We start from the raw sequence: 16,298 nt of genomic DNA, 5'->3' as shown, positions 1-16,298 counted from the left end.
ATCGAGAAGGCCGCTCGTGTTCTCTGTGCAGGCGGGCCTCGGCGGTCGCCGAAGACGTCCCGACGAACATCGGATATGAGGGTTGCGGCGTGAGCGAGAACGGTGCGGGCATGGCGGAGCGCGCGGGCGCGGACATCCACCTGCTGGAGGACGTCGCCAGGGCCGCCTTGCACCGCAACGCGCCCGGTGCGGAGGATGAGTGGGAGATCCGCCACCGCACGCCGTGGACGTATGTGACCCCGAAGGGCGCGGAGACACCGGCACAGGGCTGGAAGCTCCACGTGTCGGCGACACAGTTGTCGGCTCCCGTCGTGCTGGCGCGGGTGGTCGAGGTGCTGGCCCGCCACCGTTGCCCGTTCAAGTTCGCGGCCACCTTCGCCGATCTGGCCGGTCTCACGTCCAGGGGTGCCAGGCGAGGATCGGTCGGCAAGTTCGTCACCGTCTACCCGCCCGGAGACGAGGCGGCGACGGTGATCGCCGAGGACCTGCACACGGCCACCTACGGCCTGCCCGGCCCGTCCATCCTGTCCGACCGGGCGTACCGGCCGGGCAGCCTGGTCCACTACCGCTTCGGGGTCTTCTCGGCCCAGAACGTGCTCGACAACGACGGCACCTACAGTTCTACGCTGACCGCTCCCGACGGCACCCGTATGGTCGACCAGCGCAACGCATGGTACTCCCCGCCGGGATGGGCCACCTGCCCGTTCGAGTCGGGCCAGGCCCCGGTGCGGTCCACCGCACCGGAGGCCGTTCTGCTGGCCGGCCGCTTCGTGGTGCGCCAGGCGATCCGCCACAACGCCAAGGGCGGAGTCTTCCTGGCGGAGGACCGGCTCTCCGGGGGTCACGTCGTCATCAAGCAGGCTCGCCCGCACATCAGCTCGACCCTGCAGGGACACGACCAGCGGGACCAGCTCCGTCACGAGGCGCACATGCTCGACCTCCTCGCGCCGCTGGGCATCACGAGCCGCAAGGTGAGCCTGTTCGAGCAGGGGGACAACCTGTTCCTGGCGCAGGAGCATCTCGAGGGCGCCGTGTTGACGACCTGGGCCGGCGAGGAAAGACTCGCGGACCCCGGTCGCCGGCAGGGGCTGGCGGTGACCGTGGTACACGGGCTGGTCCGCCTGGTCGACGCCGTACACGAGCAGGGCTTCGTGCTGCGGGACCTGACCCCGAACAACGTCATCGTCGGCCCGGACGGCGACTGCCGGCTGGTCGATCTGGAGATGGCCGCCACTCCCGGCACCCCGGTGTCGAGGGCCTACACCCCTGGGTACGCGCCGCCCGAGCAGGCCCATGGCCCCAGGTACGGTCCCGCGCCGGGGATCGAGGTGGACCTGTACGCCCTGGGAGCGACCGTTTTCTATCTGATCACGGCCTGCCGGCCGATGCTCGGCGACGACGAGCCGCCGGGGAGCCGGTCGTGGGACTCCCGCGTACGGGCGCTGTGGGACGTGGCGAGTGCGGGCAACGCCCTGGCCCAGGCGATGGCACCGATGATCCTTGGCCTGATGCGGGAGGACCCGGCCCGGCGCTGGGATCTGCGGCGGGTCGAAAAGTTCCTCGCCGAACCGGACACAGAGCCCCGGCCGTACCCGGCGCACGTCACCACCTACCGCCTCGGCGTCGCGGAACAGGACCGTCTGCTCCACGACGGGTTCACGCACACGCTCCGGCGGATGAACCGGGAGGCCGCCGCCGATCCCGCCGGCAGGGGGCATCTGTGGCCCGTCATGGAGTTCGGGGCGACCTCGGACCCCTGTGCCGTCCAGTTCGGCACCGCCGGGATCCTCACACTGCTGGCCGCGGTGAAAGAGCACAGGGAAAGCGCCGGGCTCCGGTCCTGGCACGCCGATGTCACCGCCACCCTGAGGGACGCGGCGGAATGGACCGTCCGGCGTCTGGCGAGCGAGGCCAGGCCCTCGCCGGGGCTGTACTTCGGCCGGGCCGGTATCGCCTGGGGCCTCCACGAGGCCGGTCGCGCGCTCGGCGACGACGGGTTACGCTCGGCGGGCGTCGACCTGGCGCTGGGCCTGCCGGTCGCCTGGCCGAATCCGGACGTCTGCCACGGCCTCGCCGGGACCGGGCTGGCACTGCTGCACTTCTGGCACGCCACCGGCGACGACCGGTTCAGGGACATGGCCGGCCGGTGCGCCGACGCCCTGCTCGCGGCCGCCGAGCGCACGCCCGGCACCGTGTTGTGGAAGATCCCCGAGGACTTCGCCTCGGCGCTGGCCGGTGCGGTCCACTACGGCTTCGCCCATGGCGTGGCCGGGATCGGAACCTTCCTGCTCGCCGCCGCCGCCGTCCTCGACCGCGACGACTGCATGGAGACGGCCCTGCTCGGCGGGCGGACGCTGCTGGCCGCGGCCCACCACACGGGCGACGCCGCCTGGTGGACGGAGTCTCCCGGCAACACCATCAGGCAACCGTACTGGTGCAGCGGGTCGTCAGGGGTGGGCACCTTCCTGGTGCGGCTCCACTCCGCCACCGGCGAGGCCCGGTTCCTGGACGCCGCCAGGGCGGCCGCGATCGCCGTCCACTCCTCCCGCCTGTCCTCCGGAACCGTCGCCTGCCATGGCCTGGCCGGGGAGGGCCAGTTCCTGCTCGACATGGCCGACCTGCTCGGCGAACCCGCCTATCGCGCCCAGGCCGAGGAACTCGCCGCATGCCTGTGGGCGCGCGCGGTGACACGAGACGGGCTGCTGGTGGTGCCGGACGAAAGCGGCGACAAGGTGAGCTTCGGCTGGAACACCGGCCTGGCGGGCGTCCTCGATTTCCTGTGGCGGCTGCGCCACGGCGGCGCCCGTCCCTGGATGGCCGACGTCCCGGCCCGCCTCACCGTGCCGGCCCGAGGCGGGGAGACGCGATGAACGCGCCGACGACGAGCGCGGTGATCGACGGGGCGCTGGGACCGTCGCATCCCCCGCAGGTGTGGCGGATCAACTTCCGCTTCTCCGGAAGCGGGCGGTACGCCGGGTGCCTCACCGCCCGGGACCGCGACGGCCTGGCTCCCGAGCTGTGGGATCTCACTGGTACGCGTCCTCGGTCCCGTGTCCTGCGCCTGCGGGACGGGGTGAGCCCGTGGAGCGCCGCGGTGCCGACCGGCGACGGGAACATCCTGGTGAACAGCGTCGAAGCCGGAGGGACCCGCCGGGTCCTCCTCGCCGTCCCGGCCGCGACCGGCTCCGTCACCTCGGTCCGGGAGCTGCTCACCGTCCACGACGGGGACCTCGCGCTGGTGGCCGGCCGGACCTCCGGAACCGCCGCCCTGGCCCTGTTGAGGACCCCGGGGCGCGGCACGACCGTGTGGCGGCTCCCCGGTTCGCCCGAACGCCCCGAACAGGTCGCCGACGTGCCGAGCTTCCTGTCCGGAGGCGTGTGGCTCGACGATAGCGGGGACCTCCTCGCCCTGGCGAGGTCGCAGGGGCGGACGACGCGAACCGTCGTGCTGGATCCGTCCCGTGGCACCGTCTCCCCCCTTCCCGGCCTGCGCCAGGGCGAGCATCTGCTGCTCGCCGCTCCTCGCGGCGGAGTCCTGCTGACGGCCCTCGAGGGCGGAGGCGTCCACCGGCTGGGAATCCGGCGGCGGGACGACGACGGGCCGACCGTCTTCCCCGAGGACCTGAACGCCGTCGAGGGCATGGTCAGGCCGCTCGCCCTCGACCCGGCCGGAAGGCGTCTCGCGCTGTCGGTCACCCGCGGCGTCCGCTCCGTCGTCCTGCTGTACGACCTGGAGGAGGGCGGCCTCCGGGAGATCGGCCCCGCGGGCGGCAGCCTGTTGCCGGCCGCCTGCTGGAACGAGGACGGGCTGCACGTGGTCCACTCCGCTCCCGACCGTCCGCCACGGGTGGTAACGGTGTCCGATTCCCGTGAAGCGCATCTCGTGGCGGACGGCGAACGGACCCCTTGGGCGCCCGCGGTGGTACGCCGCTTCGACGGACCAGCCGGCCCTCTCGAAGCCGTCGTCTACGGTGATCCCGTCCGCGCCGCGCGTGTGGTGCTCGCCCTCCACGGAGGGCCCGAGGCCGCCTGGCAGCTCACCTACGACCCCCTGCTCCAGCGCCTGGCCGCGGAGGGCATCGCCGTGGTCGCCCCCAACCAGCGCGGCAGCACCGGATACGGAGCCGCCCACCGCGACGCCATCCGCGGCGCCTGGGGCGGGCCCGACCTCGCCGACGTCCTCCATGTGGGGCGGACCCTGGCGGCCGAGCGCGCGCCCGGCGGCTCCCGGCCGATCCTGTACGGCCCGAGCTACGGCGCCTACCTCGCGCTGCTGGCGGCCGCCGCCGAACCGGACCTGTGGTCCCGCGCCGCCGTCGTCGCGCCGTTCCTGTCCGGACGGGAACTGTACGCCGACGGGCCGGCGATGGTGCGCAACCTGCTCGACCGCCTCGGCGGCCGTGAGGAGATCACCGGCGACGCGCTCGGTCCCCGTGACCTGCTCCGGCTGGCCGACCGCCTCCGGCTGCCGCTCCTGGTCATCCACGGCGAGCGGGATCCGATCATCCCCGTCGGCCACTCGCGGCGGCTCCGCGACCGGATGGCCAGGGCACCTCACCAAGGTGCCCGGCTGACGTACCTGGAGGTGCCGGGTGCGGGGCACGACCCGTTGACCGGACCGGATCGTCACCTCGTCCTCGAACGTCTCGTCGCCTTCCTCCACGCCGCGCCACCCTCCGCCTCGTCGAATGGCTAGGCCGGCTCGCGGCGGAGGGACGACGGGGGACCGGCATCCTCGCCACATGCCGCTTCCAGCGGCACCACGAACCCGCCGGCGGCACCGCCAACCCGGTGCCGCCGGTGGAACCAGAAAGAGCCCACATCGAAGTGGGCTGTCCGAGAAAAGGAGAACACCGATGGAACTCGACATCACCGCGCTGGACATGCTGCCCGCTCCCCAGGAGTCCGCGCTCCAGCGGTGCAACGTCACCTTCAGCACCTGCAACGACGAGTACGGCACCTGCGGCACCACCCTCTGACCCCTGGCTCCTGACCTTCGGTCAGGGCCCCTTACCCGGCGATGCCGGCCCTGCCGGGCCGGCATCGCCCCCGCCGGGCCAGTACCGGAAGAAGGAGGATGTCAGATGCCCGTGCCGGAACAAGCCGAAGAGCAGGTGAAGCAGAGACACGGCGACCGCCTCATCGCCTCGCTGGTCCGCGGGACGTGGGCGCCGCTGGCGGTGGCCGGGGTGTCCGCGGCGGCGTCGATCGGCGTCTCTCTCGCTCTGCCCGCGGCGCTGGCCGCCGCCGTGAACTCTGTCCTCGCCGGCCAGGCCTCGCCGATCGCGTGCGCCTCCCTCGCAGCCCTCCTCGTGGCCGAGGCGTTCGTCGAGATCACCACGCACGTCGCCGGCATCACCTCCGTCACGTCCGCGACCAGCCTCCTTCGCCTGCGCGTGATCGACCGCCTTCTCCACTCGGACGTGGGCGGCGCGGCGGCTCTTCCAGCCGGGGAGCTCACCAATCGCCTCGTCGGCAACACGTCGACCGTCGGCTATGTCCCCGTGACGGTGGTGAGCGCGGCCGCCGGAGCCGTCACCTCTCTTGGCGGAGCCGTCGCGCTCTTCGCCATCGACTGGCGGGTAGGGCTCACCTTCCTGGCCGGCGTCCCGGTCGCGGTCGTGGTGACGCGCGTGCTCGTCGCCCGGATCTCCAGCCTGTACGGCACCTATCAGAGAGCCCAGGGCCGGCTGGCCGCACGCCTCACCGAGACCCTGGCCGGAGTCCGCACGGTACGGGCCGCGGGCACCGCCTCCCGTGAGATCACCCGCGTGCTCGAACCGCTGCCCGAACTCAGCGCCGCCGGGCGCGCCCTCTGGAAGGCGCAGGCGCACAGCGTGTGGCACCTCACGCTGCTACTGCCGCTCATGGAACTCCTCGTGCTGGCCGTGGCGGGTCTCGGCATCGCGCAGGGCCGGCTGCAACCGGGCGTGCTCCTGGAGACGGCCGGCTACACCGCACTGGCCCTGGCTTTCGTCAAGCAGATCGATCCGCTGCTGAGCCTGGCCTACGGTCGCTCCGCGGCGGTTCGCGTGCACGACGTGCTCGCCCTTCCCGCCCTGGCCTCCGGTGGCGCGCCCCTGGCCGAAGGCCCCGGAGCGCTCTCGTTCCGCGGCGTGACCGTGATGCGCGGGCAGACTCCCGTCCTCGACCACATCGACCTGGAGATTCCCGCAGGGGCGCTGACCGCCGTCGTCGGCCACTCGGGCGCGGGCAAGACCACCCTCGCTTCGCTGGCCGGACGGTTGACGGACCCTGATCGCGGACAGGTGCTCCTCGACGGCACACCCCTCGGCGACGTCGATCCCGGCCTGCTGAGGAGCGCGGTCGCCTACGCGTTCGAACGCCCGGTGCTCCTCGGCGGCGACATCGCCTCGGCCATCGCCTACGGCGCTTCCGTCAGCACCCCCGAGGCTGTCAGCGCGGCGGCGAGGGCGGCGGGCGTGGACGACGTCGTCCGTCGACTTCCCCTGGGGTACGCCACCCCGGCGGCGGACGCACCGCTGTCCGGTGGTGAGGTGCAGCGGCTCGGACTGGCCCGCGCCTTCTTCAGGCGGGGCCGTCTGACCATCCTGGACGACGCGACCTCCAGCCTGGACACGGCGACCGAGGCTCAGGTGACCAACGCGCTGGTCGACGCCATGCGAGGGCGGACCCGTCTCGTCATCGCCCATCGCCCGGCCACGGCCGCCCGGGCCGACCTGGTCATCTGGCTCGACAGCGGCCGGGTGCGGGGTCGCGGCGCCCATCGGGAGCTGTGGCGCGACCCGGCGTACCGCGCCCTCTTCGCCTCCGGCGACGATCCGGGCGCCATCGATACCGGCGACGACACGGCCGCCGCCGCTGCGGAGGGAACCGGCCACGCGGTGGCGGACGAGGAGGAAGCATGCACGTCCGCGCAGTGACCGAGGCCGGACAGGGATCCGGCACCACATTGTCTCCACCGATCCCGGACCGCGGGCACGCCCCCGGCCCCTGGCGCCTCCTGGCGGATCTGCTGCGTCCCCGGCGGCGCCCGCTCGCGCTGGCCATGACGTGGTCCCTCGTCGAGGCGGCCCCGGCACTGCTGTCGGGCCTGCTCGTCGCCGCGGCGGTCGATCAGGGTTTCCTGGCCGGCCGGCCCGGCGCCGGGATGGCCTGGCTGGGCCTCATGGGCGCCACGATGCTCGTCAAAGCCGTCGCGACCCGGCTGATGTTCCCCCATCTCGCCGCGGTGGTCGAGCCCGTGCGCGACGACCTGGTCCGCGCCGTGGTGAAGGCGACCGTGGTCCGCGCCGCCGACGGCGGCGAGACACCGGACGCCGCCGCGGTCAACCGGCTCACCAGGCAGATCGAGACGCTCCGCAGTCTGCTGTCCGCGATGCTGCGCAACAGCCGTGAACTCGGGATCTCGGTGATCGCCGCGCTGGTGGGACTCCTGGTTCTGTCGCCGGTGGCCGCCGCCCTCGTCGCGGGGCCTCTCGTCGCGGCGCTGGCCGTTTTCGCCAGACTGCTGCGGGTGCTCGTAGCCCGCCAGCGTGAGCTCGTCCTCTCGGAGGAGACGCTGACGGCGCAGACCGCGCACATCGTGGCGGGACTACGTGACATCGCCGCCTGCGGGGCACAGGACCCGGCGAAAGCCGCACTGCGGACCCTCGTCGACGCCCAGGCGAGAGCGAGCCGCGCGCTCGCGTGGGCGGGCACGAGCAGGCGGCTGGTCGTCATGCTCGGGGCCCACGTCCCGCTGATCGGTCTGCTCCTCGCCGCCCCGCTCCTCATCCGGCACGGTCACCTGACCGCCGGCGAGGTGGTGGGAGCGGCGACGTACCTGTTCACCGGCCTCGAACCGGCCCTGCGCGCGATTCTCGACAGCGTCGGATCCTGGGGAGTCACCCTAACGGTGACCGCGCGGAGGATCGCCGGGGCCATCACACTCCCCGCCCTGCCCGCTCCATCGCAGGATGCGGCGCGCGACGGCGTTCCTACCGGCCACGAACTGCGGGCGGAGCACCTGACCTTTTCCTACTCGCCGCAGGCGACCCCCGTCGTACGGGATCTGGACCTGACGATCGGCGAAGGCGAGCATCTCGCGGTGGTCGGCCCCAGCGGCGTCGGCAAGTCCACGCTGGCCATGCTGATGACCGGGTTGCGGCGGCCCACCGGCGGCCGGATGCGGCTCGGCGGAGCGCCGCTCGTCTCGGTCCCGGAAGCGCGGCTGCGGAGCTCTGTCGCGCTGGTGCCGCAGGAGGCGTACGTCTTCGCCGGGACGGTGCGCGAGAACCTGGCGTACCTGTGCCCGGAGACGACCGGCGACGAGTGGTTGCGCACGGCCGTGGATGCCGTCGGCGCCGGAGCGCTCGTCGAACGGCTGGGCGGGATCGACGGCACGATCGAGGAGCCGTCGGCGCTCTCCGCGGGAGAGCGGCAGCTCATCGCCCTGGCCCGCGTCCACGCCTCCCCCGCCGGCGTCGTGATCCTGGACGAGGCCACGTGCCACCTCGATCCGGCGGCCGAACTGCGTGCGGAGACGGCCCTGGCGGCCCGGCCGGGCACCCTGATCGTGATCGCCCACCGCATCAGCTCGGCCATCAGAGCCCGCCGGGTCCTCCTGATGGACGGAACCTCGGCGCTTACCGGCACCCATGCGGAGCTGATCGACCGGTCGCCCCTGTACGCCGACCTGGTCGGCCACTGGAACAACGACGGGATGCGCGACGGCGTCGTCAGCGCCGTTTCGAGCCGAGATCGTCGGGAGTGGAGGCGAGCAGGGAAAGGAAGTGGTCGACGGGTCCCATGAGGGAGATCCGCCCGGCGTAGGGCAACAGCCTCTCGTGGGTCGCCCGGCAGGCGGGCAGGTCACCGACGGCCGCCTGGGCCGCGCCCTGCAGACACGTGGTGGTCAGCCACGCCCAGTCCAGCGGCGGGGCCGGCCACCCTTCCGCGGCGAGCCGCAGAGCCTCGTCCAGGCGGCCCTGGGCGCACCGTTCCAGCACCCGGGCGTCGTGGTCCGCGCTGGGGTGGATGCCGCCGACCAGATCGATCAGCGGTCCGGCGTCGGCCATCGTGCCGCGTTGATAACACAGCATGAGACGACCGCTGTTCACGACCGCGCTCACGTACCACATGCCGATTCGCTGGGCCTGTCGTTCGGCGTCGTCGTAGAGGGCGTCGGCGTCGTCGAACCGGCCGTCGAGGGCGAGCCGGGCAGCCCGCCACAGGGTGTGCTGGAAACGCGGCCACGGTAACTGCAGATGGTCGAGCAGGACGTCGCAGCGGGCGGCGGCCCGGTCCGCGCCGCCCAGGTCGGCCTTCTCCAGCTTGTAATGGGTGTCCATCATGTGGGCCAGCAACTCGAACTCCGGAGTTCCGGCTCGCGCCGCGAGGACGTGCATCTCCTCGGCGATCTCTCCGACCTCGGACAGGTGCGTCACCTGCGGCAGGGACAGCCAGCGCGCGTTGAGCGCCCGCATGAGCAGGTGCGGATCGCCGATCCGGCGCGCCATGGCGACGGCTTCGGCGGACAGGGACGGGCAGCGGGGATCGCCGGTCCCGTCGTGCAGTTCCTGGGCCAGGCCGCCCAGCAGCAGCGCCCGCTCCGGCGTGTCGTCTTCGGGCAGCGCGCGCAGCGTGGCTTCGAACTGCTCCACCAGGCGGACCTCCACCGGTTCGTACGGGTTGCGCAGCATCCACACGGCCGGGGCGTCCAGCGCGGTGAGGGCTCGGGCGGCCAGCCCCGGGTCAGCTCCGGCGCGGTCGGCGACACGTACGGCCTGCACGCGGACCTGACGCGCGCCTATGGCGTCTCCGGCGTCCAGCAGGGCGCGTATCTGGTGCAGCATGAGCTCCACATGCTCGGCGGGGTCGCCGTCGCAGGCGCCGTGAGCGGTGACGGCCCGGCCCCACCAGACGGCGGCCTCCTCATAGGCGCGGCACAGACTCGCCTGCTCGGCCGCCGCGCGGGCCCAGCGCACCGTCTCCCGGTGCGCCACCGGACCGGCCTCGACCGCGTGGTGGGCGATGACCGTCACGTCGGTGCTGGGCTTGGCGGACAGGACGGCCATCACCTCCCGGTGGATCAGCGCCTTACGCAGCGGCGGGATGCCGCCGATCAAAGTCTCTCTCACCAGGTCGTGGACGAACGTCATGAACCCGTCGCCGCTGGTGATCAGCCCGGCCTGGGCGGCTTGGTCCAGCATGCTGTAGATCTGCCCCGATCTCCATTGCGATGCCTCGCACACCCACATATCGGCGACCAGGCCAGGATCGAAGGTGCGGCCGATGACCGCGGCAGTATTGAGTATCTTGGTCGCCTGCGGTCCGAGCGCGGCCAGTCGCTGGCGGAGCAGATCGGCCGCCGCGTCGGGCACGACCTCCAGGCCCTGGCCCTGCGCCAGCAGCCGCACGCTTTCGCGTACCAGGAACGGGTTGCCGCCGGTCCGCTCGGCCAGCCGCTCCGCCGTGGAGTCGTCGACCGTGACGCCCATCTGTGCGGCGAGGGCCCCGATCTCCGTGCCGTTGAGGCCGGTCAGCCGGATGCGAACCAGATCGTAACGGCCAAGCCGGTGCAACTGCTCATCCAGGCATGGATTCAGGGCGTCGCCCGGGAGGACGGCACCGAGGTGCGCCGAATCGCGGAACGCGGCGACCAGGATCAGTGCGGAATTCCTCGGCGGGGCCTCCGACAGCACCGCGACATCTCTGAGCAGCTCGAGCGTGGCGGAGTCGGCCCAGTGCAGGTCGTCCAGGACGATCACCAGGGGCCGCAGCCGCGCGGTCTCGACGAGCCAGTGCGCGATGACCTGGTTCCGGCGGCGCAACGCCGGCTCAGGGAGGCCGCTGGGCCACTCGTCGTCCAGCAGCCCGCCCAGCGCCTGACGCTCCGGCGGCGGCACGGTCTCGGCCAGCGCGCGCAGGACCTGCAGCCACGGCCACAGCGGCGGCACTCCCTCCCCCTCATGGCAGCGGCCCCACAGCACCAGATGGCCGAGCTCCTCGCAGCCGTCCCGGAACGCTTGTAACAGCCGGGTCTTGCCGATGCCGGGCTCGCCGCTGACCGCGGCGACCACCATGCCGTTCCGGTCCGCCAGGGCGGTGAGCCCGTTCAACTCCGCGAGCTGCTGCTCCCGGCCGATAAGAGGTTCCCGGAACGCGCCCCGGGGAGGGACGGCCTCCGCCTGCCGGGCCTCTCCGCCACGGGCCCCTTCGCGTACGGCATCGGTCGTCGCTCCGCCGCCAGGCGGTGCCGGCGTCTCCCCGTGGCGCCAATCCCGGCCGTGCACCGGAGGGACCTCGGAGGGGGCGGAGGGCAGAGGATGGTGCAGCACGGAGACGGGCTCGGGCGGTGGTACGAGCGACTGAGCCTGCTGGAGGATGTCCCTCTCCAGTGCCTGCAGCTCCGGACCGGGATCGAGGCCGAGCTGATCGGCGACGAGCTTCCGCGCCCTGCGCAGCGCGGCCAGCGCGTCGGCCTGTCGCCCGGCCCGGTAGAGAGCCAGGGCCAGGAACCACCACAGGCGCTCTCGCAGGGGGTGTTCCTCTGTCTCGGACTCCAGCTCGTGGATCGCCGCCTGGGGACGGCCGAGATCCAGCAGTGCCTGGGCGCGGCGCTCGATCGCGGTCAGGCGCAGCTCGCGCAGGCGGGTCGACTCGGGGATCGCCCACAGCTCGCCGGCGAACTCCCCGTACGGAGAGCCGCGCCAGAGTCTCAGCGCCTCCTCCAGGCGGGGCAGAGCCTCCGCGGGCGGACGTTGTTCCGTGTCCTTCACCAGATCGCTGAACCGCAGCGCGTCGACGTCCGTCGTGGTGAGCAGGTAGCCGGGCCGCCGTGCGATCAAGAGCTGCGGGGGAGTGCGAGGCGCGCGTTTCGGCTCGATCGCCCGGCGCAGGTTCGACACGTAGACGTGGATCGAGCCCAGCGCGGTCACCGGCGGCCTGCCGTGGTACAGATCCTCGATCAACGTATCCGTGGACACCACTGTGCCCGCCGCGGCCACCAATCGGGCGAGTAGCGCCCGCTGCCGCGGACCTCCGATGCCGATGACTCCCTCTGCGCCGTGCACCTCGAACGACCCCAAAACCCGGAATTCGACGTTGCTCACGTGACCGATCGCTCCTTGGGTGCCTCCTCGGCGTTCCCTACCGAGCCCCCTGCACCGCTCCACACCGGCTGCCTCCTCCGAAGAGAGGGTCACGAGATCGCTCCATCTTGACCCGCGCTTCGCTCCGGCTCGTCCCTCGCAAGAGTGATCCGCTATCCGCCGGAAGCGGGACGCCCTGCCGCCGGGCGGGCTCTGTCGTGAGAGAACGCGCACGACGGGGGAGACGACGGCCTGCCCATTCGCCGGTAATGCCATGCTCCGAACACGCCGCTCTTAAATCTCTCTTGTCCGCCCCTTACGCCCGGTGCCCGGCCGTGGGCGGGGGACATTTAAGCCCGCGATAAGCCGCTGCAGGGATTCTGCTGCCGAATCGCTCGGTTCGTGACGCGAGCAGAACCGTTCGTACGAGGAGATCTCGCGGGGCACGTGACAAGCGACGGCACTACTCAAAGGAATCTCGCGAGCTGTAACGGGATGCCGCCGGGGACGGCCTCTCATGGGGGACGGATTCAGGACCGCGACTCAGAACACCGGCGAAGGTGCGCGCAGGAACGAGCGCGCGCACGGCAAACACGAGGAGGCTCTCGTTGAGCGCGAAGATGGACGAGTACGAAGCAGAGCTGAAGGACAGCCGTCAGCGATTCATGGATGATCCGGCCATTTCCCCGCTGTTCTCCCCCGAGTGCGAGGACCGGCTCTTCGCCCGGTGGATGCTGCGGTACAACGCGCACGGCATCCACATGACCCACGACGTCGAACGCTGGATCTCGAGCGCGGGCGAGCGGTGTGGCGAGCTGGGCATGGATCAACTCGAAAAGGCCCTCAAGGCGCATTCCCGGGCGGAGGCGGGCCACGACCGGATGATGGTCGACGACACGCACGCCATCGCGAACTGGTGGCTTGAGCGCTACGGAGAGCCTGTCGACGCCGACGGCCTCCTCGCCCGGCCGCCGCTGGCGACCGCCGCCTTCTACGCCAGGTTCCATGAGCAGGTCATCGCCGGTCCCACGCCGTTCGCCCAGCTCGCCATCGAATACGAGATCGAACGACTCTCGGTCACCATCGGCCCCGTTCTGCTGGCCACCTGCGAGCGCGTCTTCCACCCGGATGCCTCGTGCTACAGCTTCCTGGCGGAACACGTCGAACTCGACGCGGGCCACACCGCCTTCAACCAGCGGCAGCTCGGCGGCGTTCTCGCCGCTTCTCCCGGCGCGCTGAGCACGATGATCGAAACGGGTAAGGCGGCGCTGGCGTCCTACGCCGCTTTCATGGCCGAGTGCCTTGATCTGGCCAGGGGCGATCTGGAAAGCGAGCGGGTAAGCCCGTGAACTCGCCTCGGCATTCCGGCACCGAGCTGCGTTATCCGATTCCCAACGATCGCGGTCCCGGGACGGCGGACGAGCAGATCGAGGCTCGCGGCTTCGAGGTGTGGATTCGCAGGCACCCGGCCGGGGGCAGCCCCGCCGAATGGCTCCAGGACATCCGCCGGTTCCGCGCCGAGGTCTTCTACGACCAGGGCCGCCGGCCGGGCTTCCGCGCCGCACAGGGCGAGTACGCGGATCCGCAGGACCTCGACCTGGGCGCCTTCCATCTCACCGCGCATCTGGACACCACTGACGAGATCGTCGCCTGTGTCCGCTTGGCGCCACCCGGCCTGGCCGCCGGATTCCAGGCGCGACGCCATCTCGGCGGACAGGCGTACGCGGAGTTGCTCGCCGAGCTGGGCGCCGCGAACGCGCCGGTCTTCGAGGCCGGCCGGCTCGTCGTCGCCTCCGGGATGCAGGGCCGGGGACTGGGGGGACGGATGGTCGCCGCCATGGTGGCCACCGCCCGCGCCCTCGGCGCCTCGCTCGTCGTCTGCACCTCCGGCACCGGTCATCGGCAGGATGTGCTGTTCGGCCGCCTGGGCTTCCACCCCTGCCCGGGCACCGACAGATACTCCACGCATTACCAGGACACCGTGCGTGTGCTCGCGCATCGCGTGTCCGAGGGGGCGTACGAATTCGAAGCCGTCACGTCGAAGCTGCGGCGAGGTCTCGACGACCTGCCCCGCGCCGAGGTGGCCAGAATTCCGCTGTGAGATCAGTGGACGCCATAGGTCGCACACACACGAGAAGTCACAAGATGACCGCGATACCCGTCTTCACTTCCGAATTCTTCCAGGACCCCTATCCGACCTACAGGTTTCTGCGGGAGAACCATCCCGTGTGCCGGACGACCATTCCCTTCACCGACGTCGACGTATGGCTGGTGAGCCGATACGACGACGTCAAGGAGGGGCTGGCGGACGCGCGGCTCAGCAGTGACTACGCGAACGCGTCACCTGCTTTCCACGCGGCCTCGCTGGCGTTCGGATCGGGCACGGTCGGCTCACGCACCATGCTCAATCTGGATCCGCCCGACCACACGAGATTACGGAGGCTGGCCGCCTCGATCTTCACCGATCGGCGGATCGCCCAATGGCAGACGGCGATGCGGGCGGCGGCGGAAACCCTCCTCGGCTCCCTGCCCGGGAAGGAGCCCGTGGACGTCTTGGAAAGAATCGCCGCGCCGCTCTCAGTGGAGGTGATCTGCACCGTCCTGGGCGCTCCACCCGGTGACAGCGCGCAGTTACGGGAATGGGGGGACCTGATATTCACCGCCGACCCGAACCTGCGTCACCTGGCGTTCGAAGCGGTGGAGTCGTTGGTCGCGTACACGAGCGATCTCATCGCCGAGAAGAAGAGGCATCTGGGCACGGACCTGATGTCGGACCTGATAAGGGCGAGCCGCACTCCCGGCATGCTCAGCGAAGACGAGCTTCTCGCCACGATGGTCGGACTCATCGTGGCGGGGTACGAGTCGACCATCGCTCTGGTCGGAGACCTCTTCCTGGCTCTGCTCGACCATCCGGAACAGCATGCACTGCTTCGCAAGGACATATCGCTCGCCGACGCGGCGATCGAAGAGGTGCTTCGCTATGACGGCCCTCAGGCGTCGTCCTTCTGGCGCTTCCCCACCACGGACATGGAGATGGCGGGAGTCCGGATCGCGGCGCACGAGACGGTCCTGCTTCTCGTCGGATCCGCACATCGTGATCCCGCCCGCTATCCCGACCCCGACGACTTCGACATCCTCCGGAAAGACAAGCGCCATCTGGCCTTCGGGCATGGGATCCATCGCTGCCTGGGCGCACAGCTGGCCCGCCGGAACGCCAGGACGCTCCTCACGATGACGCTGGAACGATTCCCTCACATGTCACTGGCCGTACCTCGTGCCGACATCGTGTATAAACCGAACCTGATCGTGCGTGGTCCGGCGTTCCTTCCGCTGGCTTTCGACCAGTGACCGGGCCGTACCGCCCGTTCCCCTCCATCCGCCGGGCGGCGGCGGAGACGGCATGCCGAGGGAAAACCGAACCGACACAGGAGAGCGCGTCATGCCGAAACTGCGGCCTGCCGGATTTCGCAACCCCTACCCCGCCTACAGCCTTGATCTGCCCGAGCGGCTGGCCGGCGTCACCATGCGGCAACTCGCCGTTCAGCATCGCGCCGGCGACGAGGCGGCCGGCGTGCTGGCGGGCGTCGTCGGGAGCCTTCACGGTGCCCACGCTCCCGTGGCGTACGAGCATGCCGCCCACGTCGACCGGCTCGGCTACACCAACGACGTCATCCTGGCGTACTGGCTGGACGGCGATGCCGAGAAGTCCTGGTCCGAAGAGCATCCGCTCGGTTCGTGGGCCGCGCCGGAACTGACCGCGAAGGGTGGGCCGATCGGCCTGTGGACGGAGGTCCTTCGGGCACCTGCCGGCCACTTCGAGACGTCGTACTCGTACGATTCCCCGACGTGGGGCCTGGCGTCGCAGTTTCCCGCGGTGCCGAACGCCAACCCGCAGGAGACCGGGTGCCTGTCCGCCCGGCTCGCCGACCTGATCGTCTCCAACGACGACCGGGTGCAGACGGCCACGCTCGCATGGTTCCTGAGCCTGTCGCACCTTGAGCGCTGGGCACACAGCCATGCCACGCACCTCGCGATCTTCAAGAGCGCCGGCGAACTGATCGCCCGCTTCGCCCCCGACATTCACGTGACGCTCGGCCACGAGGTCTACGTGGCGCCCGAGGGCGGCCGCATGGAGTACCTCAACTGCCACGACCAGACCGGCTTCCTGCCCTACTTCCCCGCGCAATACCGATAGGCCGCCGCAAGTCCCCGTCAAGGGTCGCGGCGGCCACGGGCATCACC

The 16,298-nt window shown here is 71.2% G+C and carries 10 protein-coding genes; 9 read left to right on the top strand and 1 reads right to left on the bottom strand.

Going from position 1 to position 16,298, the window contains the following annotated elements; genetic code table 11:
- Positions 1 to 89: 89 nt before the first annotated feature.
- From lanL to HHX37_RS17220, 5 genes are all read left to right on the top strand, one after another.
- Positions 90 to 2,870, top strand: coding sequence for a class IV lanthionine synthetase LanL (gene lanL, locus HHX37_RS17235; protein WP_182886066.1), 2,781 nt, complete (start codon positions 90 to 92; stop codon positions 2,868 to 2,870).
- The gene (locus HHX37_RS17230; RefSeq protein WP_182886065.1) at positions 2,867 to 4,696 is read left to right on the top strand and encodes an alpha/beta hydrolase family protein; all 1,830 of its coding nucleotides are present in this window, start codon (positions 2,867 to 2,869) and stop codon (positions 4,694 to 4,696) included. Before lanL ends, HHX37_RS17230 begins: the two co-directional genes overlap by 4 nt.
- A gap of 160 nt (positions 4,697 to 4,856) precedes the next feature.
- Positions 4,857 to 4,979, top strand: a complete 123-nt coding sequence (locus HHX37_RS35770; protein ID WP_208759005.1) for an ALQxL family class IV lanthipeptide — start codon at positions 4,857 to 4,859, stop codon at positions 4,977 to 4,979.
- A 105-nt stretch (positions 4,980 to 5,084) separates the two neighbouring features.
- Positions 5,085 to 6,905 (top strand): ABC transporter ATP-binding protein, encoded by a 1,821-nt coding sequence (locus HHX37_RS17225; RefSeq protein ID WP_182886064.1) that lies wholly within the window; start codon positions 5,085 to 5,087, stop codon positions 6,903 to 6,905.
- Positions 6,887 to 8,776 (top strand): ABC transporter ATP-binding protein, encoded by a 1,890-nt coding sequence (locus tag HHX37_RS17220; protein WP_182886063.1) that lies wholly within the window; start codon positions 6,887 to 6,889, stop codon positions 8,774 to 8,776. The genes HHX37_RS17225 and HHX37_RS17220 overlap by 19 nt, the downstream gene beginning before the upstream one ends.
- Here HHX37_RS17220 and HHX37_RS17215 read toward each other — a convergent pair.
- The gene (locus HHX37_RS17215; RefSeq protein WP_182886062.1) at positions 8,703 to 12,077 is read right to left on the bottom strand and encodes a BTAD domain-containing putative transcriptional regulator; all 3,375 of its coding nucleotides are present in this window, start codon (positions 12,075 to 12,077) and stop codon (positions 8,703 to 8,705) included. The genes HHX37_RS17220 and HHX37_RS17215 overlap by 74 nt on opposite strands.
- Before the next feature lie 587 nt (positions 12,078 to 12,664).
- On the opposite strand from HHX37_RS17215, the gene HHX37_RS17210 reads away from it, so the two are divergent.
- The 4 genes from HHX37_RS17210 (at position 12,665) to HHX37_RS17195 (ending at position 16,251) form a co-directional block, all read left to right on the top strand.
- Entirely contained in the window at positions 12,665 to 13,405 is a 741-nt protein-coding gene (locus HHX37_RS17210) for an iron-containing redox enzyme family protein (protein ID WP_182886061.1), read from the top strand.
- Positions 13,402 to 14,157 carry a GNAT family N-acetyltransferase gene (locus tag HHX37_RS17205; RefSeq protein ID WP_182886060.1) on the top strand — a complete coding sequence of 252 codons (756 nt, stop codon included), beginning with the start codon at positions 13,402 to 13,404 and terminating at the stop codon, positions 14,155 to 14,157. Before HHX37_RS17210 ends, HHX37_RS17205 begins: the two co-directional genes overlap by 4 nt.
- A 125-nt stretch (positions 14,158 to 14,282) precedes the next feature.
- On the top strand, positions 14,283 to 15,404 hold the full coding sequence (locus HHX37_RS17200; RefSeq protein WP_182886059.1) for a cytochrome P450 family protein: 1,122 nt from the start codon (positions 14,283 to 14,285) through the stop codon (positions 15,402 to 15,404).
- A 91-nt stretch (positions 15,405 to 15,495) separates the two neighbouring features.
- Positions 15,496 to 16,251, top strand: coding sequence for a phenylacetaldoxime dehydratase family protein (locus HHX37_RS17195; RefSeq protein WP_182886058.1), 756 nt, complete (start codon positions 15,496 to 15,498; stop codon positions 16,249 to 16,251).
- The last annotated feature ends 47 nt before the right edge of the window (positions 16,252 to 16,298 follow it).

This window comes from Microbispora sp. H10885 (genome assembly GCF_014161415.1).
In the GTDB taxonomy this organism is placed as follows: Bacteria; Actinomycetota; Actinomycetes; order Streptosporangiales; family Streptosporangiaceae; genus Microbispora; species Microbispora triticiradicis.
The sequence above is the reverse complement of the archived record's forward strand: the minus strand, read 5'-3'. Positions and strand labels throughout refer to the sequence as shown.